The sequence below is a fragment of the Myxococcales bacterium genome (assembly GCA_023898405.1).
In the GTDB taxonomy this organism is placed as follows: domain Bacteria; phylum Myxococcota; class UBA727; order UBA727; family JABDBI01.
In genome coordinates this window covers 2,059,124-2,083,053 of record CP060221.1, presented here as the reverse complement: position 1 = coordinate 2,083,053, position 23,930 = coordinate 2,059,124, and the positions used below count along the sequence as shown (strand labels likewise).

At 39.5% G+C, this 23,930-nt stretch carries 18 protein-coding genes; 13 read left to right on the top strand and 5 right to left on the bottom strand.

Annotation, left to right across the window (positions count from 1 at the left end; translation table 11 throughout):
• Nucleotides 1-493: 493 nt before the first annotated feature.
• The gene (locus tag H6731_09490) at nucleotides 494-1,210 is read left to right on the top strand and encodes a hypothetical protein (GenBank protein ID USN50480.1); all 717 of its coding nucleotides are present in this window, start codon (nucleotides 494-496) and stop codon (nucleotides 1,208-1,210) included.
• A 377-nt stretch (nucleotides 1,211-1,587) separates the two neighbouring features.
• Here H6731_09490 and H6731_09485 read toward each other — a convergent pair whose 3' ends face one another.
• Complete coding sequence (locus tag H6731_09485; GenBank protein USN50479.1) at nucleotides 1,588-2,067, bottom strand: hypothetical protein; 480 nt, start codon at nucleotides 2,065-2,067, stop codon at nucleotides 1,588-1,590.
• Between the two features lie 68 nt (nucleotides 2,068-2,135).
• Between H6731_09485 and H6731_09480 the strand changes: the two genes are divergently transcribed.
• The 4 genes from H6731_09480 (at nucleotide 2,136) to H6731_09465 (ending at nucleotide 6,130) form a co-directional block, all read left to right on the top strand.
• Nucleotides 2,136-2,744 (top strand): PspA/IM30 family protein, encoded by a 609-nt coding sequence (locus H6731_09480; GenBank protein USN50478.1) that lies wholly within the window; start codon nucleotides 2,136-2,138, stop codon nucleotides 2,742-2,744.
• Nucleotides 2,745-2,842: 98 nt separating this feature from the next.
• Nucleotides 2,843-3,184 carry a hypothetical protein gene (locus tag H6731_09475; GenBank protein ID USN50477.1) on the top strand — a complete coding sequence of 114 codons (342 nt, stop codon included), beginning with the start codon at nucleotides 2,843-2,845 and terminating at the stop codon, nucleotides 3,182-3,184.
• A gap of 212 nt (nucleotides 3,185-3,396) precedes the next feature.
• A complete protein-coding gene (locus tag H6731_09470; protein USN50476.1) occupies nucleotides 3,397-4,860 on the top strand; it encodes a sodium:solute symporter family protein in 1,464 nt (487 codons plus the stop codon).
• A 319-nt stretch (nucleotides 4,861-5,179) separates the two neighbouring features.
• Nucleotides 5,180-6,130: a HAMP domain-containing histidine kinase gene (locus H6731_09465; protein ID USN50475.1), complete on the top strand. Its 951-nt coding sequence runs from the start codon at nucleotides 5,180-5,182 to the stop codon at nucleotides 6,128-6,130.
• Nucleotides 6,131-6,243: 113 nt separating this feature from the next.
• Here the strand turns inward: H6731_09465 and H6731_09460 are convergent, their stop codons facing one another.
• Nucleotides 6,244-7,398, bottom strand: coding sequence for a metallophosphoesterase (locus tag H6731_09460; protein USN50474.1), 1,155 nt, complete (start codon nucleotides 7,396-7,398; stop codon nucleotides 6,244-6,246).
• Between the two features lie 310 nt (nucleotides 7,399-7,708).
• Nucleotides 7,709-9,742, bottom strand: a complete 2,034-nt coding sequence (locus H6731_09455; GenBank protein ID USN50473.1) for a Zn-dependent oligopeptidase — start codon at nucleotides 9,740-9,742, stop codon at nucleotides 7,709-7,711.
• Nucleotides 9,743-9,912: 170 nt separating this feature from the next.
• Here H6731_09455 and H6731_09450 point away from each other — a divergent pair, with 170 nt between their 5' ends.
• Genes H6731_09450 through H6731_09430 form a run of 5 tightly spaced genes read left to right on the top strand, consistent with a single transcriptional unit; the run spans nucleotide 9,913 to nucleotide 15,864 of the window.
• Complete coding sequence (locus H6731_09450) at nucleotides 9,913-11,739, top strand: TonB-dependent receptor (GenBank protein ID USN50472.1); 1,827 nt, start codon at nucleotides 9,913-9,915, stop codon at nucleotides 11,737-11,739.
• On the top strand, nucleotides 11,736-13,283 hold the full coding sequence (locus H6731_09445) for a hypothetical protein (protein USN50471.1): 1,548 nt from the start codon (nucleotides 11,736-11,738) through the stop codon (nucleotides 13,281-13,283). Before H6731_09450 ends, H6731_09445 begins: the two co-directional genes overlap by 4 nt.
• On the top strand, nucleotides 13,280-14,140 hold the full coding sequence (locus tag H6731_09440; GenBank protein ID USN50470.1) for an ABC transporter substrate-binding protein: 861 nt from the start codon (nucleotides 13,280-13,282) through the stop codon (nucleotides 14,138-14,140). The genes H6731_09445 and H6731_09440 overlap by 4 nt, the downstream gene beginning before the upstream one ends.
• A gap of 4 nt (nucleotides 14,141-14,144) precedes the next feature.
• Nucleotides 14,145-15,134 (top strand): iron ABC transporter permease, encoded by a 990-nt coding sequence (locus H6731_09435; GenBank protein ID USN50469.1) that lies wholly within the window; start codon nucleotides 14,145-14,147, stop codon nucleotides 15,132-15,134.
• Nucleotides 15,124-15,864 (top strand): ABC transporter ATP-binding protein, encoded by a 741-nt coding sequence (locus tag H6731_09430; protein USN50468.1) that lies wholly within the window; start codon nucleotides 15,124-15,126, stop codon nucleotides 15,862-15,864. Before H6731_09435 ends, H6731_09430 begins: the two co-directional genes overlap by 11 nt.
• On the opposite strand, the gene H6731_09425 is transcribed toward H6731_09430, so the two are convergent.
• Nucleotides 15,792-16,796 carry an NAD(P)-dependent glycerol-3-phosphate dehydrogenase gene (locus H6731_09425; GenBank protein ID USN50467.1) on the bottom strand — a complete coding sequence of 335 codons (1,005 nt, stop codon included), beginning with the start codon at nucleotides 16,794-16,796 and terminating at the stop codon, nucleotides 15,792-15,794. The genes H6731_09430 and H6731_09425 overlap by 73 nt on opposite strands.
• A gap of 349 nt (nucleotides 16,797-17,145) precedes the next feature.
• On the opposite strand from H6731_09425, the gene H6731_09420 reads away from it, so the two are divergent.
• Nucleotides 17,146-19,614 carry a M36 family metallopeptidase gene (locus H6731_09420; GenBank protein ID USN50466.1) on the top strand — a complete coding sequence of 823 codons (2,469 nt, stop codon included), beginning with the start codon at nucleotides 17,146-17,148 and terminating at the stop codon, nucleotides 19,612-19,614.
• On the opposite strand, the gene H6731_09415 is transcribed toward H6731_09420, so the two are convergent.
• Nucleotides 19,597-22,095, bottom strand: coding sequence for a PBP1A family penicillin-binding protein (locus H6731_09415; protein USN50465.1), 2,499 nt, complete (start codon nucleotides 22,093-22,095; stop codon nucleotides 19,597-19,599). The two genes, H6731_09420 and H6731_09415, sit on opposite strands and share 18 nt — an antisense overlap.
• 166 nt (nucleotides 22,096-22,261) lie before the next feature.
• Here H6731_09415 and H6731_09410 point away from each other — a divergent pair, with 166 nt between their 5' ends.
• Complete coding sequence (locus tag H6731_09410; GenBank protein ID USN50464.1) at nucleotides 22,262-23,278, top strand: DNA adenine methylase; 1,017 nt, start codon at nucleotides 22,262-22,264, stop codon at nucleotides 23,276-23,278.
• Nucleotides 23,278-23,919: a DUF177 domain-containing protein gene (locus H6731_09405; protein ID USN50463.1), complete on the top strand. Its 642-nt coding sequence runs from the start codon at nucleotides 23,278-23,280 to the stop codon at nucleotides 23,917-23,919. The genes H6731_09410 and H6731_09405 overlap by 1 nt, the downstream gene beginning before the upstream one ends.
• Nucleotides 23,920-23,930 lie beyond the last annotated feature (11 nt).

Below are 23,930 nucleotides of genomic sequence, written 5' to 3'. Positions count from 1 at the left end.
CCAACTAAGACACAATCTCTCAGCATTCAATAAGCGTTCTTCAGCTTTTGTTTCAAGAAATTCACATGCTTTAGTGTAATTGCTCATTTGTATGAGACAAGCCATGTTTTTAGGCCAACTTTTTTAGTTATTTTTTACAGATAATCTCACTTACTGCTGAAATTTCAAATCTTGCTCCTCTATCCCACATAAAACCACACAAAAAACATACAGTTCAATTAATAATGATTAGTTATTAAAATAAGAAATTAAACTAAAAATAACTACGAATATTAAATCAAAAACAAAATAAAAAACACCAAACAGCACACACATACACACATATAGAATCTTCTACGTCGCTATTATTATTAACAATTAAAAAACTGATCCTAAAAACATTACTTTTACATGAAAAAAATGCACTCACTTATTACATCCCCCCAGTGCTGAAGCGCGCGTGCTCAGTGCGGCAAACCAAAGACTTTCACGCGTCATTACCTAGGGGGGTAAAATGAAAACAAGCATGATGACGAAATACGCAATGCTTGCATTATTTTCGACAAGCTTCATTGCGTTAAATAACTGCGGCAATCAGTCAAATTCAAGTGAAGACCAAGCTTACAATACCGAACAAAATGGATCTGCATCTGATTTGGTTATTTTGCCTTCACCTCCAGCTGGCTATCCGGTTTACAAGGATACTGTACTACCTACAGAAGCGGTAGAAACTACCTGTGTAGACGGTGTGGATAACGATGGTGACGGTTTGGCTGACTGCGCTGATAGCGACTGTGCAATTCACCCTGAGTGTGCTGAGTTTGGTCCTCCATTAGAAGAACTCGACAACAGTCGCTCTTTAACAATCTATCCAAACGGAATTTTGGTTCCTGAAGATGTGGTTTTCTTAAAAGAACGTGGGGCAGATGATGATGACCAACATCGTTCGCGCAGAACCAACTTCTTCTCTGCAAGTATTACAGATTGCTGGATTCGTCCACTTGAACAAGATCCTTATGAGTTTATCGCTCTTGGTGATCCTCTCGTTGCTGGCCCTGCTGGTCCAATCGGTCCACAATATGGCAAAGTTCCTCATGTTGTTGGTCCACGTCGTGGTCTGATCGATGAATGCGAAGAAGGCACTGACATCTTCGAATTCCATATGGACGACGATAACGGTGACGGCGCTGGCGCTGGTGGTGACTATAGCGATGACGAAGGTGGTACATGATAGGTTTTTGGTCGCCGCAGTGATTGTTTAACAAAACGATCACTAGGAGAAGGTCTCACCTCGGCCTTCTCCTTTTTTTTAATTTTATTTTAGGATCAATACATGCACACGGGCACAAATCATACTAGATAAAATCATCTTATTGTGCGATCAAAACTTATTGGAGAAAAAATATGAAAAGCGGCTATTGGATTCTTCCAGCAGCACTTCTTGCTGCCTTTATTTTTGTTTCAAGTGGATGTCAGGAAAAACATAGCAACGATAATCCCTACACGCAAACCGCCTAACAAGCTGCAAAGATATAATCTACAAAGCACAACAAAGCCGCCCTGCGGCTTTATTTATTGGTTTCAACAGACAAAGGCTCTTGAGCTCTACTAACCACGTGCATGAACGAGAATTTTTGGACCACTCTCAAACAAAACCTCGATCTTTTGTACATCCTTTTGCTCAACCACAACGCCAAAACCAAATTGACTATGATTGATGACATCACCGCGTGCAAACTGGGTCCTGATATTATAGGCCACCGCCATATCCACACTGCGACTTTGCAAAAGTTTAGTAAAATCTTGAGCTTTGGAACGCGTCCTCGGTGCTTTCTCTGACTTTAGCCTTGGAGAGCTCTTTTTCGATGACTCGCCTGGCTTAGTATCTTTAAACTGATGTTTCCCCTTACAGGTATTACATTGAACTCTCTTAATAACTCCTGATGCAATTGCTTCGATTGTATGCGCAAGTATGAGCTTACATTTGGTGCACCAAGAATCAACATTGGACCCGACACGATAGGTACCCATATTCGTTTTTCCCATATGACTGTAAAATAAAAGATAAAAGCTTAGCGTTTCTATCATAATTTCCCTATTGGACAAGGGTCTAAAACCTGCTTTGATGGCACTCCTAACTAAGGTGGTGAAAAATCATGAGTTTATTGAAAAGATTTAATAACGTGGTACGCGCTCATCTGAACGACTGGCTTGATAAAGCCGAAGACCCTCAGAAATTACACGCGCAAAAAATTCTTGATCTTGAGCAATCCAAAAAATCCGCTCAACAGTTGCTTATATCAGCTATGAGCTCATTAAAGTTGGCAAAAAGCAAACAAGCAAGCATTGAAGAAAAAATTGAGTCTTTAAAAAGTACAAACTCACAAAACGAAACTCAATCGCTTGAGCAAAATTATAGAGAGATGAAATCCATCATTGAGGAAGAAGAAAAAACTATAAATATGATAAACCACGGATTAAAGGCTTTAGAGAACAAGATTCTTCTTTTAAAAAATTCACCGTGCAACACCCACTTGTCCCCCTCTTCTGACACAAAAAATCAACCCGACTATGTCAACGATAGCCATGCTCTCGATACTTTTAAAAGAATGGAAGAAAAAATTGAAGCAAACGAAGCCGAAGTAGAAGCTCTTGGTGAACTCTTATCTTATCTAGAGAATAAAGAGCCAACACAAGAGGCTAAAAGTGGCCCGAGCCTTGAAGAGGAACTTGCCAAACTTAAGAAAAAACTTGAGCAAAAATAGGTCCTCTTTTGCTTTAAAAACTTAGAAAAAGCTATGAATACTAAATTAATTTACAACTTAAGCATCATGAAGAAATATACTTGGTATATCGAGATACAATGGATTGTAAAATAATGAAATCAAGCTTGGTAATTTTATTGCTTTTAATCGGATGTGGCCCTTTTAATAAACCGAATTTAGCCAATAAAAACAAAGAAACAACAAAAAAATGTGTAGCCATAGACATTCCTCTTCTCGCGAAAAATTGCAGCGCTAGCCAGATTAATGAACATCGCTATTGCGATGGTATAGGCTGTTCTATAGAGGGAACCCAATGTTTGTTCAGCCGGGAAAAATATCTTTCGCATATGAACGCTACGTGTGGAGAAATCAGTAAAAAAAATGAATGTGTGAGTATACAATATTACTTTGGCCATGCTTGTGAATGGAATGAAGATTAGAAGGCAGTTATTAACTCGTTTAAAAATATTGCACCGCAACTCAAAATACCCTCCTGCAATGAATTGATCGTGACTGGATTTTTACGTTTAGTTCTGTATTGCATTCAATGTATGAAAATTTATTTTTGTGAATTTTCCTTTTAAGCCATATCAGTTAGCAAAACTTTTTTGGGAATTAATGCATCCACCTTTAACACTTTTTTGAGTTTTTTATGGATATAGCTATTGTTGTCGTCTATTTGTTTGTAATTCTTCTTGTGGGCCTCAGAAGAGGCTATAGAACCAACAATATCCGTGACTTTGCCGTCGGAGATAAAAATTTTGGTTTTCCCGTTTTGTTGGCAACCATTTCAGCCACCTACATTGGCGGCGGCAGTACCTTAGGAGATACGGAAAGAATCTATACGATGGGAATTCTTTATGCCATCGTCTGCATAGCTTATAGCTCGTTATTTAAATTTATCATTACCTTTGTCATCACTCCCAAATTTAAAAATTTACAAAAACACATCTCTTTTGGAGAGGTGATGGGCGAATATTATGGAGAAAATGCTAAAATCATTTCAGGTTTGTTTGGAACCTTGCGCTGCATCGGAACATTGGGCAGCCAAACTGTCGGCCTAGGATTTATTTTTCATTTTTTCTTGGGAACTTCTTTTGAATTAGCGGTTATATTTTCGGCGGGAATTTTGGTACTTTACACAGCATTTGGTGGTATCCGTGCTGTAGCTGCTACTGACTTCATACAATTTTTTTCTTTGATAATCGGCATCGTTGTCATCGCCAATTGCGCTCTCATTGCCGTAGGCGGTTATGAAGCTTTATGGAAAAATCTACCAGAATCTAAGACCGTTATATTTTCTGACTCTGCCCTATTTTGGGAAAACGTATCCATGTTTTTCATTTTATCAGCCCCATTTTTAAACCCCGCTCACATCCAGCGCCTCTTGCTTTCTAACGACATTAGAAAAACTCAAAAATCCATGTTTTACTCATTCCTAATGGATCCAGTATTTTTCTTTTTAATAGCCTGTATTGGTCTAAGCTCAATCATATTATTTCCAGCCGTCGACCCGAGACTCGCTATGTTGACTTTGATCAAAGAAGTCATTCCTTCTCCTTTTTTAAAGGGAATTTGTCTTGCGGGGCTCATTTCTGTCATTATGTCCACCGCCGACTCATATCTCAATTCTGCAACTGTTGCATTTTTTAACGATTTCATTCTGCCCATCAGAAAGAAAAACTTTACTCCTCTGACAGAAATGTGGTTGGTTCGGGCCATCACCTTGTTCATTGGTATATCATCTATTTTCGTTGCTCTTTATTTCAGAAATTTAATCGATATCGTGATTGCTTTTACAAGCTTTTGGGGAACATTCATGTTCATCCCCTTCATGGCAGGTCTTTACAATCTCAAAGCCTCTAGCAAGAGTTTTTGGGCAAGCACAATTTTAGGAATTCCTTCATTTTTGATTTGGGCTCACTATTTTCAAAGCCAAACTCATATTCGAGCGATTGTACCGGGGCTTATCATGAGCTCCATTGGATTCTTTTCAATTTATTTCATTGAGAGGATGAGCGGAAAAATCCGCCGTGAAAAAAGAACTTTTACTGAACGTGATGTAATTAAAAAAAAAAAAGTTTGGCTTAGCCCAACTCACAACTGCTCTCTCTAAAATTAAATCGCCGTTTTATTACTTCGACAAAGAACGATGCGAAAAATATTACGGTGTTTTTTGTGTTTTTTGCGTGGCCAATTATTTTTTACCATTGTTTGTTTGGATGCCTAAGGAAATTGCATTTTATGATCTCACTTTGCTCCTAAGATTAATATGCGGCATGCTTTGCTTTTCGCTTTTATTTTATAAAAATTGGCCGAAAATTTATCAGCCCTACCATCCTTATTTTTGGATATTCACACTTTTTTACTGCCTTCCTTTCCTTTCAACCATCATGTTTTTGTTCAATAATTCCTCATTTTTTTGGCATGCGGGAATGTGCCTTTCTTTTTTCTTATTAGCTACATTAGTTAATTGGCAAATGTATCTAAGCCTACTTGCTGGAGGACTAATAACTGCTTTTATCCTCAGCGGGCTCTTTGTCGGAAATTTTTATTTCACTCTTTCAGCACTTTGCCAACTTCTCTATGTGGTCGCTTTCTCTCTTATCATAGGCATGGTTTTTAGCAGAAAGCGCGATAACGATACTCAAGAAAAAATAGCCAGCCTAAGAATACTCAGTGCAACAATCGCTCACGAGCTACGAACTCCTTTAACCACTATTTCTCTTGCTTGCAAAACCTTTGATTCTCATATGCCATCTCTTGTTGACACTTATGAGCGATATCCTGCAAAGGAAAAAATTCCCATTGCTCCACAAATATTAAACTATCTATCTAGTGCCCCCAGCGGCCTGTATAAAATGAGCAGAAGTAATCTCTTATTTATCGATATGATGCTCAAACGTTTTCGAGGAGTAAAAGGATTAGACAAACTAGAAAAGTGTCACATAAAGGAAAATTTAGATTTTGCCTTTGAAAATTTTGTTTTTGAAAATAACGAGCGCACACTTATCGACAGCTCTCAAGTAAGCGATTTTTTGTTTTATGGTGACTCTAATTTATTTGTACATGTAATCTTTAATCTGCTTAACAATAGCCTGAGTCAATTCCGCATAAAAAAACAAGGATGCATTATTCTAAGTAGCCATTGTAGCGAAACAAAAAACCAACTCCACTTTTGTGACTATACCGGTGGAATTCCAAAAGATATTTTTCCCTCTTTATTTTTGCCTTTGACAACTTATGGAAAAAAACATGGTACGGGAATTGGTTTGTCATTTTGCAAAGAGGTGATGCAGCGATTTCAGGGAGAAATCTCTTGCTCAAGCGATCATAAAACTTATACAAATTTTATTTTAAGTTTTCCAAAAATCGACCAACCATAATAAATGCTAGCGCAATAAAGCAGGCAAACTGCAGCAAAAGCTGTATGTTGTTTTTTACGTAAATCCACATCACAGCTCTACTCTCTAAAATCAGTTTGCCCTTACTGCATTTTTTATAAGCACCCAGTAGCTGAAATATTTTTTCCTTTTTCAATGGTAAAGCAGCCATCCTGTCTCAACTTGGTGTTTCCGATAGTTTGTTTCATTATGAGTTTAGCTTCTGTAGGGCTCACAATTTTTACATATGAAAACCCTAAAGCATCATCATCGCTGTGGTAGATAGATTTGTCACCTTTATAATGCTGACCATTACCCCACAGGAAATTTTTTTCCGAAGAAAATATAGGAAATGAGCTCTTATAAATCCTCCCCCGTTTAGCAGCTGCACCGCTTATAACGGAAACTATGACATGCCCATTGGAACAAAGATGTTTGTCTACTTCCAAATGATGGTCATGACCCGAAAGATAAAAATCAACTTTATTTTCACACAGCGTATCTATGATTGAGTTGCGGAAATTCTTGATGGAAGAGCTTTCTAACCATCCATGCAAGCCATGGCTATACAGTGGCATATGACCAAAAACTATCTTCCATCCTTTATTTGAAGACAAGGATTTTTCCAGCCACTTTTTCTGCTCAAAATTTTCACTTTTCGTATTGATAGCATCATTATTATCCGAAAGCGCTCTATGAGGATAAGTATTGGTATTAATGCTATGCAGGTAAGTGTTTCCTTTCTCAGTAACGGAATAATATGCATCAGGAAAATACCATAAGCTCGAAGAACGATTCATAGAGTCAGTGAGCGTTGGGTTATCACTATTTTTCGTAAAATTAATTTCATTACTCATCAAAGCCAGAGTTCGTTTTTTTAGAGTAGACTCTCCTTTAAATAAATCTTTAAAAATACTTATAGGACCTTCATTCCCCACATCGTGATTACCGTAACTCATGTAGAAAGGCATTTTCATAGGGCCATAAAATTTAACAAATTTTTCCACGGCAACCTTAAAGTTTGGCTTTCCATTATTGTAGTCTGCTTCATTATTTTTGAGGTTTTCTATACCCCTCGGATAGACATTATCTCCCGTGGTTATGGCAAAATCACATCCATTTTCTTTGCAGTACTGAATCATCTGCTCAGCTACCAAGCCTTGATCTTTTTCTCCCGTACCAAAATCACCAAATAAGAGAATACCTGCAGAATCAGCCACCCCACTTGTGCCAGCAATAAAAAAAACCAACAAAACAATATTTAATTTCACAGCAATCACCATCAATAAAACATTTAGAAACAGATTAAATCGCTTATTGATGTAATATCTAAGACGGATCTAAACAGCAATTCTGTCACATTAATGAAATAAATTTTATAACTGCATGACTAACAAGCTTTTTTCAAAATAAAGAATATTAAAACTAGATTTTTTTTAGCAGACAAGTCTTAAATTGTTTTTTAGAACATAAAAAACAACGCCACTTCTTCGAGCGGCATTGTTTTTTACTTACTATAGATAGATTTTTACTGGCCTTAGTAAACTATGTAGGGAATAACCAACACCAATTCAACAAATCTTAAGCTTTCAACCATTTTTCAAAAGCATCAAAACTAAAGGAACGCCCCAAGAAATCTTCGACCAAATCTTTGGCATCCTTGGAGCCCCCTGGTTTGAGCACTAAATCACGATAGCGAGCTGCCGTAGTTAAATCCATAAGCCCGTTATTTTTAAAAGGCTCCAACAAATCTTTGGCAATGCTTAATGACCACATGTAGGTATAGTACATCGCTGAATAGCCTTCGAGGTGACCAAAACTATTCTCAAAATGTGTTTTACTCTGATAGGGAAAATAAGAGTATTGTGCTTGTAGCTTTTGCAAAAGTTCGAGCGGCTCAAAACTTTTTGGATCTTTATCAAAATAATCTGCGCTCAAGGCTGCGTAAAACATTTGCTGACGCACCGATATAGCCTTACCAAATTCCTCCGCTGCACGCATTTTACTCACTAACTCAACAGGAATTGCCTCATTTTTTTCATTGGTAGCAAAAGTATTTAAAACTTCAGCAGACCACGCCCACTCTTCCAGCAACTGCGATGGGGCTTCAACAAAATCCCATTCGGTAGCAACACCCGAAAATGCCATCCACTGTTGTTGGCCGGCAAAAATATGATGCAAAAGATGACCAAACTCGTGAAACATAGTAACAACTTCACGATGTTCCATCAAAGCATTAGCATCATTTTCGGTGGGTTCAGGCAAATTACACACCAGAGCACCTTCAGGGTATTGCCGATCTTTAAGTCCACTTAACACCGTGAATTGAGCCGCGTGTTTGTATTTTCCCTCACGCGGATGCATATCGAGATAAATGCGGCCAAGTTTTTTCTGATTATCAAAAACATCATAGCTCACTACCGAAGGATGCCAAACCTCAGCATTACTCACTGGCTCATAATGAATTCCAAAAAGTTTTCCTGTTACAGCCAATAGCCCATCAAGCACTTTGTTATAGGCAAAATAAGAACGCACCTGTTGAGAATCAATGCCGAAATGCTTTTTCTTATAAAGTTCTTCTAAGTAGCTGCTTTCATAGCCTTCAATGGCAGAAGCTTGAGAATCTTTTTGACGCTTAAACTGTAGCAGTGCTGCATATTCTTTATCTGCACCTTCTTTAGCAATATCAGAAATCTTTTTAATAAACTCATGGATTGATTGAGCATTTTTAATCATTTTATCTTCAACAATATAGTCAGCATATGATTTGTAGCCGAGCAATTGTGCAAGTTCATAGCGCTTAGCGATCATCTGTTTCAAAACTGGGCTATTAGCAGCAGCTCTGTTTAAATACTGAAAGCGCAATTCCTTTTTGTACTTATCGCTATCGGCATATTTCATAAAAGGAATGTAGTCTGGATAATCGGTAGAAATTTCGATTTTGCCATCCGCTCCCGCTTGATGAGACTTAATAAAATCTGCTGGCATACCTTTAAGATCATCAACACTATCGAGCTTGATCACCAAACGATCATCGCGAATGTTTTGTCCAAATTGCTGTCCAATATCCACCAGCTCTTCTTGTATCTTTTTGATGTGCTGGCGCTCTTCTTCGCTCTTATCTACCCCAGAACGTCGGAAATCTCTTAATGTGTGTTCTACCAAGCGTGAGGCTTCTTGATCAAGCTTAGCGTTTTCTCCTTGTTGAAGAGCAGCAAATACTTCGTGGTCCAAAAATAGATCCGTAGAAAAACTTGATGCCTTCTGTTCACAACTTTCAGCTTCTTTGCGCACTTTTTCATTTGGATGGACCTGTGAAAAAAGTGAAGCCTGGCTCATGGCAGCATCAAGTCGTATTAAGATCTCATTGTAAGTATTAAGTGTGTTAAGAAATGAAACTCTCGGTGCTTGCTCTATCAATTGTTTTTTTAAAGCCCCTGCCTCATCAAGATAATTTTGACAACGTGCAAAAATATCACTGCCGCCCATATTCGAATGCGAACGATAACTTCCTTTCATAGCTCTCGTACCCTTAATTGTTTTTGTCCATGTACTGTTGCAGCCTAACAACACCACACTGACAAGCAATAGTGAGCTTTTAAAGCATTTCATCATTACTCCCCCTATTTTCTTTTTTTGATTATTGTCCGAGGCGCATTACAAAATCCATGATTATTTCTTCCCCATTTGAATTATCGAAATCCCGTTGCTAGTCCATTCTTTAAATCTTTCAGTTGTTAATGCTCCGTCTCAATTACCGTGTATTAAAGCGATGGGTGTGTTTTATGTCATTTCAAAAAAATATTGGAGCAGTCTTTGTATTTGCTTCCCTGCAGGTTTTCACTGCCCCTCAACAAGAAAGTAAAGCAGAAATTTCTCACAATAATAATCAAACAATCATCGAAGAAAAAATTGAACCCGTTGATGAAACCAACTTTGATTATTTTACCGATAGCAGTTCCTATCAGACTCCCGCCGACTCTTCCATGCTTTTGCATATTCCAGGGCTCACCCTCACACAAAAAGGTGGACCTTTGGGAAGTTCTGATATTCGTTATCGAGGACTTTCTCATTCTCAACTCAAAATTGATTTGGAAGGTTTAAATCTTAACAATCCGGTAAATGGTTTTAGCGATGCCAATGCCATGTTTCTCTTTGCAGCCAGTCGCATGCAAGCTAGCGCCCAAAGTCTTTCCATCTCTCTCCCACACTTTACCACTCCTTACGCCAAAGGAATTTTTGGTATTGGCTCTGAATATTCGATCAAAGCTGGCGCCAGCGCTGGTATGCCCATCGATGATTACTCCAGTATTTTTGCCGCAATGCAAATATCATCTACCAATGGTCGTTTTAGCTTTTCTTCACCATATCTGGATAAAAATGATCCAAAAAATCAATTTACTAGGGAGAACAATGATCAGCATCGCATGCAGGGGCTGCTCAAATACCAACGAAAAACTCCTACATCGGGCGGGCATATATTGTTTGCCATCAACACTCATGAAGGTGGCATTGCAGGATTTGCTTCTGCTCCAAGTCCAGATCTAAGAAGCAACACTGTTTTTTCTGGCTTATCACTCGGAGTATCCAAAAAGCTTGACAGCGTCGAATTCTACACCAATGTTGCTAACAGCCTCTTTAACTATCAAACATCAGATATTCCCCTCAAGAACGAGCAATTTTTAAGTAGCACTCATGAAATCACTTTTGGTGTACGCCCAATAAAATGGTTCAAGGGTATGGACTTTGATCTGGCACAACAAATCGTAATTGAAAAAGCCTATGAGCTTGACCAAAGCCGCTTTGGTGGCGGTTTTGTCATGAAGCGCGTCAATCATTTAAGTGGCCGCATGAAACCAACCATATTTGCTGAATTTAGTATGATCGGATATGAAAAATTTGGATTGGTTTTTAAAAAGAATCTTGGATTTAGCATTGAGCCAAGCAAGCAGTTGACTCTCACTGCTCGCTACGCGCGTTCTCAGCGACTGCCAACATTTTTAGAGCTCTACGCCAACAACAATTTTTTTGTGGGCAATCCCGATCTCACCAAAGAAGGTGTATGGGACATTGAGTTGGGCGCAGGCTACAAAATAGGCTCCAATGCCCATGTTCATGTTTTAGCCTTCTTAGGCCATTTGAGCGACGTGATCATTCACATTCCTCTGTTTGCAAGCAAGTACTACCCTATCAACACAGAAGAAGCCCAACGATATGGGGTAGAACTGAGTTTTGATTACGAACCTTCTGACTGGCTTAAATTTGAAACTAAAAATTCCTTTCTTTATACCAAAGTCAAAGAAACTAATGCCCCTCTTCCCCAAGCGCCACCATTTCTTGGTTTAAGCAAACTGCGCATAGGTCCACAAGATTTTATAAATTTCAGTATTCTTTCTCGTTATCGAGGGCCAACTTCAGCAAATTTAAATGGCACATTAAAAACCGATGCATATGCTTTAGTTGATGCAATCATCTCAGCCAGAGTGTTCAAAAAAGCCACCACCTCATTCTCGGTAAGCAATATTTTCAATGTAAAAACGGCGAGAGATACGTATGAAATGCCACTTCCTGGCACTATATTCTACGCCCAAATTGAATTGGAGAGTCTATGAGAAAATTTTTTCTGCTCTTATTGAGCCTGTTCTTCCTGTCTGCTTGTGGCAGTGACAAAACTCTATTTAAAGACCTTCCAAAAGGGCCGATCAAACATCAATACATTGTCATGGCACAGACCCAAAAAGGTGTTCGCGCCAGAGGATTTAAAGGCGCTACTCCCCCTAAAACCGGCATATCTTTTGGAGTGGGCACTAAAGAGTTCAAAACAACTTCGGCTCAAGATGGAAGTTTCGATATTGAAATAGATCTTGATTCCAAGCAACCAAGGGGAGATCTTGCCTTTACTGTTAATGGCAGAATTTATTATTCCAACTACTCAGTTAAAGACCTCAGCGAAAAACTCGCATTTGCGGCAAAAAAGCCTTTCAGCACTGGCCTAGAGATTGATCATATTTCACTAAATAAGTCTGAAGCTCTTTTACTATCAAGCTCTGCGGCTTTAGTCAGAGCTCACCCTGTCGATGAGCACTGGAAGCTTAAAAAAGCACCTACAAAAACTATTTTCTTAAATCCAAAAATGAGCTCAAATCTCGTTCCACGCATGGTGGCACGACTCAACGATTATGCCATAGTTCCATTTTTTGGCACCAGCGAACTTGCTTTAATCAGCCTTGAGAAAAATGAAATCATCTCGAAAACTCGCCTACTCGATAACACCGGCAAACTTTATCTCTTTGAAAATAAGCCACCGCTAACTTTAAAAAATCCGATACAAGCTGATGGTCGTTCACCTGCCAGTACAACAATCACCCGCTCCTATGCCCATAACCCTGAAAATATTCACGTCTTAGATAAAAACACTTTTCTTGTAAGCTTTGTCAATTACTATCAAGCGGCCGGAACAGTTAAAGGCGAAAAAGCCTTGGTGGGACCTGGCATTATTGCGCTGATCGCAATTGAAAATGATAGTTTTGTAACACGAGACATCATTGCTCTTCCTTTTAAAAATCCACAATATTTTGTGGCGCAATCAAACTCTGAAGTTTGGGTAAGCTGCTCTGGAAGCTATCACGATATAAACTCAAATCCGGCCAAGAGTGATAATGCGGGATTAGTAAAAATTGTGATTTCCGCTAAGCAAAAATTGAGCGTAAGCTCTCAAATTACTATGAATAACTTTACACCAGCCATCCCTACTTTTATCGATGGAAAACTGGTGGTTCCCGAGGCATGGGGTAACCGCATTGCTGTGCTTGAAGTAAGCGCCACAAGTCTTAAGAAAGAGCATATAAAAACCCACAGCTACCATCGTCCATTTGCGCTTACATTGGCCAAACACTGGCATGACGACATAGTTTTTTTGATTAGTGCTGATGCAAATTTGATTGCATACAGTCTCAAAGATGGATTTTTTCCTTTTCCCTTCGTAGAGCCTATCAAACTTAATAAAGATCAAAATAAAAAAGTCGTAATAAATCCTGCTCAGCTTTTTATACGCGATTATTCTGAAACCTACGTTCCTGGTTACAATCTATGGGCTTTAAGTCCAGTCACCAATCAAATATATCCTCTTGATCTCATGGAGATTTTTGGCCCGTGAAATTTTTGCCCCCATTGCTCGTTATATTTTTTGTGGCGAGCTCGCTTTTTTTTCACAAATGGAACGGGGAAGGTAGAGCTAAAGTTCCTTCCGATTATCAGCGCATTGTGAGCATGGCCCCTTCGTATAGTGAAACTATGGTGGCACTTAAGCAAAGCCACCGCTTGGTCGGAGTAACGACTCATTGCGATCTCAAGGAACTCAAAGAAATTACTCGCATAGGAACTTTTACCAATGCCAACGTGGAAATTATTTTATCACTTAAACCAGACCTAGTGCTTGCTGTCCCCCATCCTCTCGCCACACAAACGCTGCGACTTCTTGAAAAGCAAGGCATTGAAGTATTTGCTCATCAACCTGATTCCCTCAATGATATTCGCTTTGTCACCGAATCGCTTGCAGAAAAATTGGGAGTAAAATATCAAGCAGCTGAGTTAAATACACAACTTGAACACGCGTTGGCGCTTGCTAAAAAACGGCTTGAAGATTATCAAAAACCAAACTCCACCATTCTGATTGCGATAGCTCACACTCCCTTGGTGGTTGCCGGTAAAAAAACCTTCATGGCCGAGATTGCCAATCATATTGGTTTCACGAATTTAGCCCATAATACTCAGGCTGCTTGGCCAATTTGGCCTTTGGAAAATCTTATCAGCAACCCTCCTGATTTCTTTGTCATTCTTGAAGGAGTAAAAGTGTTAGGGGCGTATCAACGCCTATTTCGAACACTCAACCTCCATAATCATAGCTCTCACTTCAAGCTCATAATACCTAAACGACCTCTCTTCTTTTCTCCATCACCAGCCATTATTAGAGACATTGAATATTTTGCAGAGTTGCTTTCCACCAGTGTCTAAGATTATGTCGCATAAAAATATGAATCAAAAGCTTAGCCAAGCATTCTTTTTCTCTTCAATCGTTATTTTATTTTTAACTATTATTTTTTGTCTGATGATTGGTCCCCTAGGCATATCAAAATTATCTTTGAGCTCTTCTTATTTTCCAATTTTTAATTACCGGATTGGTCGGATAATACTTGCCATTATTGCTGGTTCTTCTTTGGCCGTCAGTGGAACTTCACTTCAGGCTCTCTTTCGCAATCCCCTAGCAGATCCTCACTTATTTGGTATCAGCGGTGGTGCAGCACTTGGAGCAGCACTCTCCATTGCCTTTTCGTCAAATGGTTCGTGGATTGCACCGAGTATTGGAGCTATTATTGGCGGCCTCATGGCATTTTTGTTGATATTTTTTTATCTAGAAAAATCATCAACACAATCTTTGACTCATTGTTTACTGGTAGGTGTTTTAATAAATTCTCTGGCTGCAGCCATCATCAGCTTCTTAAAAACTATTCTTCCACCGATTAAAACCCAAGGTATTTTTTACTGGATGATCGGCCACATTAGCCCTGTAGAAAATTCTCATTTTCTTTTTATTATCCCCATTTGGATACTCGCTTTATCAATTCTGATGAATATGCGCGGAGAGATGGAAATTTTATCTTTTGGTAGAATTGAAACAAGCATCTTGGGTATCAATGTCAACTCTGTCGTCAGACGATCTATTATTGCCAACAGTCTTTTGATCGGTAATGTTGTTGCCTTTACCGGGATGATTGGTTTTTTGGGATTAATGATTCCGCACTTTATTCGTCTTTTTATTTTTCCTGATTTGCGCTTTGTAATGCCAATGTCAGCCCTAATAGGCGCTATTGTTTTACTTTTTTTTGATGGACTGAGCCGTTTGAGCTTTTTTATTTGGCAAACAGAAATTCCAGTTGGTGCTCTGTGTGCATTTTTTTTATCGCCTTTATTTTTCCTCATGCTTACGAGAGGATTCAATGAAAGGTGAACTCTTTATTGATAAGCTCTGTGTAAAACGTAATTCTTCGCTCCTCATAGATAACTTTAGTGCCCATATCTGTCAGGGTTCTATCGTGGCTTTGGTAGGCAATAATGGTTCTGGAAAATCAACATTTCTTCACACCTTGGCAGGATTACTTCCTGTTGCTTCAGGCTTTCTAAAGCTCAATGGACACTCGATTGATACAATGTCCCCCTGGGATCGAGCAAAAATAGTTGTGCTCTTACAACAAACTTCTCCCTTTCAACCTTACTGTCTTACGCAGCACAGGATTGCCCATGGCCTTGTGCCTATTCATGGTTTTTCCTGGTTGAACGATGAGTGCATTGCACAAATTTATTCGCAAGCAAAAAAACTCAATATTTTTCACCTGCTCAACCGTAAGCTCAACGCAATAAGTGGAGGCGAACACCGTCTTATTGATATTGCCAAGGTGTTGATCAATCAAGAGGCCAAGCTTATTCTCCTTGATGAGCCCTCTGTATTTTTGGATTTTAGCCAAAAAAAAATTCTAACGAACAATATTATTGAAAGATCAAAAAGCGCTGTTACGATTTTCTCGAGCCATGATTTGGACTTCATTGAGAATACCGCCACCGAAATCATTCTGATCGAAAATGCTTGTGCCACCCTTATGTCAGTGGCTCAATTTCGTTCTTCTTTTAATGCGCGCTCGAGTAAGTCTTCGATAGCACGTTCAGGTTTGACTCCCCCATAAAGCACCTGATGCACTGCATAACTAATAGGCATATCGATACCGTATTTTTGCATGAGCGGTACAATGGCCTTTGCCGTTTTTGCCCCTTCTACAACAGTGCCAATGCTCTTAAGAGCGCTCGATAAATCCTTAGCCTCAGACAACAAAAGACCAAGACGGAAATTACGAGACATCTCATCGGTGCAGCTCAGTAATAAATCCCCTACGCCTGCAAGACCACTCATCGTATCTGAACGAGCGCCCATTTTTATTGCCAAACGCGTCATCTCAGCTAAACCACGAGTGATCAATGCTGCTAACGCGTTTTTTCCCAATTTGAGACCAGAGCATGTGCCTGCCGCAATCGCAATTACATTTTTCATGGCACCACCGACACACACACCTACCACATCATCTGACCAGTAAAGCCGACAATTTTTACTGGAAAAATGAATCTGGAATTTCCGTGCTGACTCATGGTTAAAACTTGCAATGGTTAAAGCCGTTGGTAAATCTTGCGCAAGTTCCCGCGCAAAAGAAGGGCCTGATAAATAACAAGCCCGTATTGCTAAATCTTTACATGTATTTTTTTTTACGATGTCTGCGCTTAACTCGAGTGTGTCACTCACAATACCTTTGGCAGTATTAATGATGATCGCATTTTGATCGATAGGAGCTTGTTTGAGCACCTCAGCCGTAGCATCCATGGGAACTGCCAATATCACATAAGAAGCTTGACTTACCGCCTCTTTTATACATGATGTTGCGTTCACATTATTATCAAGCATTATATCTCTAAGCTGCTTTGGATGCTTTCTAAGAGTGTTAATACTTTTGACCACTTGATTGTTGCGTGCCCAAACAGTTACTTGATGAGAATTTTTGGCCACAAGTTTACTTAGTGCAATACCAAATGCTCCTCCTCCCAATATGGCAACCTTATCTACTGTCATTTTTTTAACCCATCCGTTTCCAAATTATCCTAGACGCCATACATAACGCCACCTTGCTCATACAAGCTTCGTAAATAAAAAGCAAAAAAGTATTTTTGCTCAAACAAATATTTTTTTAATAACAATCCTATCTTTTGCATTAATAGATAATTTTTATTTATCATTAAAATCAAGATGAAGAGCTAAAAGGTTTTCTATTATGTCAAAATTAACCGTGTTTTTTTGGGTGTTTTTCTGTGCAACTTGCTGGACAAAAACAGATATCAAACTCCACGAATCTTCGTCGAAAAAGAGCTATAATTTTTCCATTGAAAATCCTATATCTGACATCAAACGATTCCATAGGAGCATGCTCTTATCATCTTCGCTCAGTAACCCAAGCGATTCAGAATTAAATTTTATCAGTAAAAAGACAAATATTGCTGGACAAGAAGTGCAGCGTCTTACTCCTATTATTAACGGTATCATTGTCGAAGGGGCCGATAGTATTTATAACAAGTACTCACCTAATAGCTCTTTTGAATACACGCATTTTTCTTTACCCAAAGTGCAATTCCAACTAAGCCCTGCTGAGTGCCTCGAAATAGCTATAAAAGCTCAACCTTATTCGCTCATAAAAAATCCATATACAGAAAAAATAAATGGTACTTTTGAAGCTGTATGGCTAATGCACTTTGACTCTTTAAGGCCCGTCTACAAAACACGCCTTCCCACTCTATCTTTGGCTGATCTAAAAGACATCTACGTTGATGCACAAAGTGGTGAGATCCTAAAAATTGATGAAAGTGCCTACTTTGATGAAGCCTACGCCAAAGTTTTTACCTACTCTCCATCAACAAATGGGGTTAATGAAAGTGATCTTAAAGAGGTAAAACTCAAAGACTTGGTGAATGTAAGAGAAAATAGTTTTTTAGAAGGTGAATATATGCAAGTGCGTACCTGTTGCAAATATTTTACCTGCCCTAATGATGGCCCTTGCAGCGATGAAGAAAAGCGCTGTGCTCTTTCAAGTCACCCTGGTGCTCGACAAACAAGAGAAATAATTCAACTCCCCACTGACTCTTTGGGGCTCGATCCCTTAATGTCACTCCCTCCAAAAATTAGCGTTGATACCGTTCGTTGTACCTATCTTCCTTTTGCCAAAGCAAGTCCAAAAAACAGTAACGGTTCAGCCCTTGCTTTTTATGCAACTCCAATCGATGAGCCGGGGCCTGCTTCAGAAATGGATAGCTTTAGTGAAATCCAAGCATACTTTTCAATGTCTTCATTTTTTCAGAATATTCGCTCTTTGCTTGAAGATCAGACTTGGTGCCTTCGCTCTACCGCTATGAGTTGTGACGAAGACGGAAAACCAAAAATGGAAAATAACAAACCGGTCAATCCTTACCGTATTTTTGTCAATCAACTCATTCCAGATATGAAATTGGGAAACGATCAATCAGATCCAAATAATTTCATCGTACAGATTCTTGCCGGCAAGGGCTCAAAAGAAAACCCTGTCGTGCTCAAGCAATTTACTCGTATGGGCAATGCTGCTTTCGTACCAGCCTTAAGCCAACTAAAAACCAACACCCCTCGCGCAGATGAAATTCTCTCCGACCTAATTAAGCCCTATGACCACAACGTTTTCTTCCAAGGAGACCGTGATTTTGCATATGACGGTGATGTAGTTTTTCATGAATTTATGCATGCAATCACAACCTCATTGGTCAATAAATTAAACTCGATGGGTCTTAATCGATGGGGAATTCATTTTGAGCCAGGCAGCCTTAATGAAGGTTGGTCTGATTATTTCGCAGCCGCTTTCACAAATGATCCAAGCATAGGTGAATACGCAGCCATAAGAGGTGGGTCTGGAGAAGCTAGTTTAAGAAATATTGATAACGATGCCACATGTCCAGAAAGTGTTATCGGTGAAATTCATAATGATTCTCAAGTGTGGTCTGGTGCTTTATGGGCAATTCGCAAGCAAATTACCCAGCAAAAGGGGGCTGCAGAAGCCTTAGAATTTGATCGTGCAGTCCTTACTGCTCTCTCGCAGGCAACAGTAAAAGAGGATTTCGAAACTCAAAGCCAAAAGCTTTTGGCCGCAATAAGAAAACGAGCCGCGCTAGGGGAAGGTATCGCCCAACTAGCAGAAGAGATTCTCGAAAAACGCGGTGTCAGCAATTGCTTTCGAGCATATCCTCTTTCATTTGTTGATGAAAAAAATCATCTCACAACACGAAGTAAGAACACTCTTTTCATCCCATCAAAAAATCAAATTGGACTAAAAAACTTTGCACCTTCAAGTTCTCAATTAGAAATTGCTATTCCAGCCGGTGCAAAAAAATTAACGCTGCAATGGAAGCAATTCCTAGGAGGAACAGGTGCCCTTCTTGGCACAGAAAGCACTCCAAGCTCAACAGCTAACATTATTCCCATCAGTATGATTGCAAGCTTTGATACGCCTATCACATGGCAATTTAAAAAGGCATATTCTCTGCCTTATCGTTATGGAGAAATAATTTCCGACGATCAATATGAAGCTACTTATGAAAATGGTGTTTGGCAAATAACGCTTCCGTTGGACTTTAAACGATGTGAGCAAAAGCTTCTCTATGTTTCCTTACTCAGCCATGATTTTAAATATATCTTGACTAATCTCGGCGTAGAATTCCAAACGGATAATCAAACTTCGCGCTCAGATTGCCAATTCGAGCTCACCAAGGATATGCCAAGAATTCCGAGCGCCATGAATTGCGAAACTATTCAACCTGATTTCTTTTACTTTTTATTTTGCTTAATCACATGGATGCGTTTACGGCGCAAAAGCTGAGTTTTCTAGAGCTTTAATCCTTATGGCATCTGAATTTTCCAAAGGTATTTTTGGAGCTGTGCCATCGATAAATAATTCTTTGGGAACCTCTTGAGCCACGGCTTGTGGATCGCCTTCTACAAAAGTCTGTTGCTTTTCCGATTCTGGATCTATGGGATACCAGTCCACATTGGGAGGTTGGATAAATGCTAGTGGTTCCTGATTTTCGGGTACCTCATTCATAAAACGAGCCCAAATAGGAAAAGCTGTAGTTACGCCCCACTCCTTATCACCAAGACCGCTATTATCATCGCGACCGACATAAACCAACGCGAGCACCTTAGGGGAATAGCCAAAAAACCACGCACTACGAACATCATTGGTTGTCCCAGTCTTTCCCGCCATTTCACTCTGCACCTTGCCGAGATACCGCGACCTGTTAATGCCTGAGATAACTCCCTGTAAAATATTTGTGGTGATAAAAGCTGATTCAGGCCGAATAAGCTGTCGCTCTTCTCTTAAATTATTTTCTTGTTCTTGACCATCAGCAAAAACAACCTTTGAAAAAGAGTGATAAGGGGAATATTTTCCTTCCCTTGGAAAAATTCTCATTGCATTGGCAAGATCCATAGGAATAACTTCCGCACTTCCCAAAGCAATCGTCAGGTTACGGGGAAAGGGCGTCAACGGGCTGATGAGGTTCACTTCTTTCGCAAAACTCAAGAAATTATCAATGCCTATTTTTTCAAGTAGAGTGATAGTGCAAGTATTGACCGACGATCGCAAACAGCGACGGACACTGATGTCTCCTAAATATCTTCGCGTATGGTTTCTAGGCCGCCAAAATTCTTCGGTACCAGGATCAAAAAATGCCCGTGGGGAATCCGTTATTATTGATGCTGCCGTAACCACTTCCCGATCAATTGCCAGTGAATAGATCAGAGGCTTCATACCTGATCCTGGTTGTCTTTTAGCTTGGGTGATTCTGTTAAAGGCCGAGCGCGTAAAATCATAGCCGCCTACCATCGCTAGAATTCCACCTGTCTCAACGTCCAAGGCAACAATTCCGCCGTTTATTAAAGGTGCCTGTTCTAGACTTGCCCATACTTTGCCATTTGGGTTATTGAGTTTGACAAGAATGATATCTCCGGCCTGAATAATCTGAGAAAGCTTTTTGCTATTTTCTGTCTTCTGCCGCCATGCCCAAGCAATACCATTAAAAGGAAGTTCTACAAATCTTGTTCCTACATCGATAAGTGCTGTATTTTTTGCTTCATTAATTTTTTCAACTCGAGCTCCAATGACAAGTCCTTCCTGTAGATTAACAATTCTGGAATTACGCACCAGTGAAGTAATATCTGAGTTTGCTTGAGCTCTTGCGAGCCTGCGCAAGTCCCAAACCTTTTGAGGAGCAGCTTTAGCAAAAGCTTTTTTCTTAAAGGCTGATAGTTCTTTGATTAAAGACTGGTTTTGCTTCTTATCAGGCCTTAATAACGGGCCTCTATAGCCTTGCCGCTGATCAATGGAGCGCAACCCTTCCTTCAAAGTTCTTTCCGCATGCCTTTGCAAATCGCTATCAAGCGTCGAAAAAATTTTGAGCCCACCTTTTTTTATGATTTCCTCATCAAAGTGATGCACAAGATCACTTCGCAAGGAAGTTAAAAAATATGGTGCCAAGACCTCTTCTTGTTTTTCGTGACTCGCATTAAACAAAAAAGTTTGTTTGGCTTCCTGGGCCTGCTCCTCGCTAATAAAATTACCCTTAACCATTTGTTCAAGAACATAGTTTTGCCGTTCTTTTAAGCGAACCAAATCACCAAATGGGTTAATGCGGTTGGGACTTTTTGGGATTGCAGCCAATGCTGCAGCCTCGAATAATTCTAGTTGAGATGCTGGTTTTGAAAAGTAAGTCAAAGATGCTTCTTCAACGCCATAGGCTCCGTTACCGAAATAAATCTGATTTAAATAGAGATGCAAAATCTGATCTTTTGTAAGAGCTTGCTCAATTCGTCGCGCCAGTATTATTTCTTTTATCTTCCTAATATAGGTTTGACTTGAGCTCAACAGCATGGTGCGTGCAGTCTGTTGGGTAATAGTGCTACCGCCTACGCGTCTTCCTCCCACTGTTCTATGTTTAATTTCCAAAACAACCGCGCGCAATAAGCCCAAATAATCAAGCCCATCGTGTTCAAAAAAAGACCCATCCTCAGCAGCAACAAAAGCTTGAATAACGTAGGAGGGAAGATTGTGTATGGAAATAACAGTGCGGCGTTCATCGTAAAATCGCCCAATCAAACGATGGTAGCGATCGTACACAAGCGTACTTTGTGGTGGTTGATAATCTTTTAATGCATCCAATTGTGGCAGATCTTTACTGGCAACCCAATAGAGCCCTGCTGCAGTCACTACAAAAAAAAGTGCAGACAGCACCACCAAAATTTTTATAAAAAACCAATATCGATTGCTCTTACTACGATTACCCATTTGTCTTTTTGCGCTCATTCTTACCGCTCTTCGCTTGCCATGCTAAACCTTGTTGTCAATCTTGGCTAGCGAGTAGGATGCTGATTTTATTATAACAGAATTCTCAATCCTCTAGTAAATCGGCTATTTTTGACATAGTTCATATCGTTTTTAGTTTCACATCTAGTATAAGGCCCGGAAAAGCATGATTAAGTACTTGGGTTCAAAAAGACAGCTTATCCCCTGGATTATAGAAACCATAAGGACAAATTTTCCTGACAGTCGTTCAGTGGCCGATATCTTTTCTGGCACCTCTCGAGTAGGTTTTGCTTTAAAAGAACAAGGATATTCGGTCGCTGCTAACGATCATAATTTGTTTGCCTATCACATTGCCCGCTGTTATTTACAAACCAATCAAAGTGACTTGCCTGACAATTTTGGAAAAATAATTAAACACCTCAATAACTTACCAGGAAAAGCTGATTTTTTTACCAATAATTACTGTATAAATGCACGTTTTTTCCACCCAAAAAATGGTGAAAAAATTGATGCAATTCGCGCTGGTATCGACACCCTTGATATCGATGAGCAAATAAGGTCGGTCTTGCTCGTGAGCCTAATCGAAGCTGCCGATCGCATTGATTCAACGTGCGGTATTCAGATGGCATTTTTAAAAGGATGGGCCCCGAGAGCTCACTTACCTTTGACGCTCAGAGTGCCCTCTCTCTTAGAAGCTCAGTCTGGTACAAGTTACCAAGCTCACTGCCTCGATGCCAAAGAAGCAGCCCAAAAAATTGAGTGCGATATTGCTTATCTTGATCCTCCCTATAACCAGCACAGCTATCGCAGCAATTATCACATTTGGGAAACTCTGGTGCGTAACGATCGCCCTGAACTCTACGGGCGGGCACAAAAAAGATTAGATTGCCAAACCTATAAAAGTGATTTCAACTCAAAACCCAAATTTCGCAGTTCACTGTTAGAGGTTTTAAGCAACCTAAACACACGAAAAATAGTTCTTTCATTTAGCGATGAAGGATTTATCACTAAAAGCGAAATCGAAACATTACTATCACAATTTGGCAAAGTCAGTTCTCAACAAATAGACTATAAAAGATATGTCGGTGCTCAGATTGGTATTTACAATCAAAAAGGACGCAAGGTTGGTCAAATAAAAAAGTTACGCAATAAAGAATTTTTATATGTAGTTAATCCGACATAATGAGCATTGACAAGCATTTTTTAGGCTATAAAAGTTATGTCGTTATGTTATCTTCAATCGATTTTCATAGTGATTTTAAAACCTGGATCGTTCCTACACACGAAATAGGAACGATTGGATTATCTTTTGAAAAAATGATATCAGCCCAGACTCTCTGCGCGCTTTTACATGAAAAAAATCGAAATGATTTTACGTGGAAAGCAAAAAACGATCATCGTGTGCGGTGTAAGCTGATACATGAGGGCACCAGTGCCTTTATGCTCGATATGACTGGCAGGCTAGAATTGTTTTCTTCATGCGCCAGATGTCTCAATGAAATCCAACATAGCATCGAAATCAATTTGCATATGAGGCTTCTTGAGCAAAAAATGGTCGATGCTCAAGAATCAAATTTGGAGCTCATCTTTGATAGCGATTCTTTGCAAGATGATGAAAATGAGATTGTTACAGGATATTTTTTAAGAAAGTCCATTGACTTGGGACTTATTTTGCGCGAGCAGATCTTCTTTAGTGTCCCAGACTATCCCTATTGCGGTGGGCCACTTGCTGTGAAAAAAGAAGGCTGCGGGTTATCGATTGTGACATCACCAGACCATGAGCCGCCTAAAAACCCTTTTATAAAATTGTTAAAAAAGACCTAGTCTTTATTTTT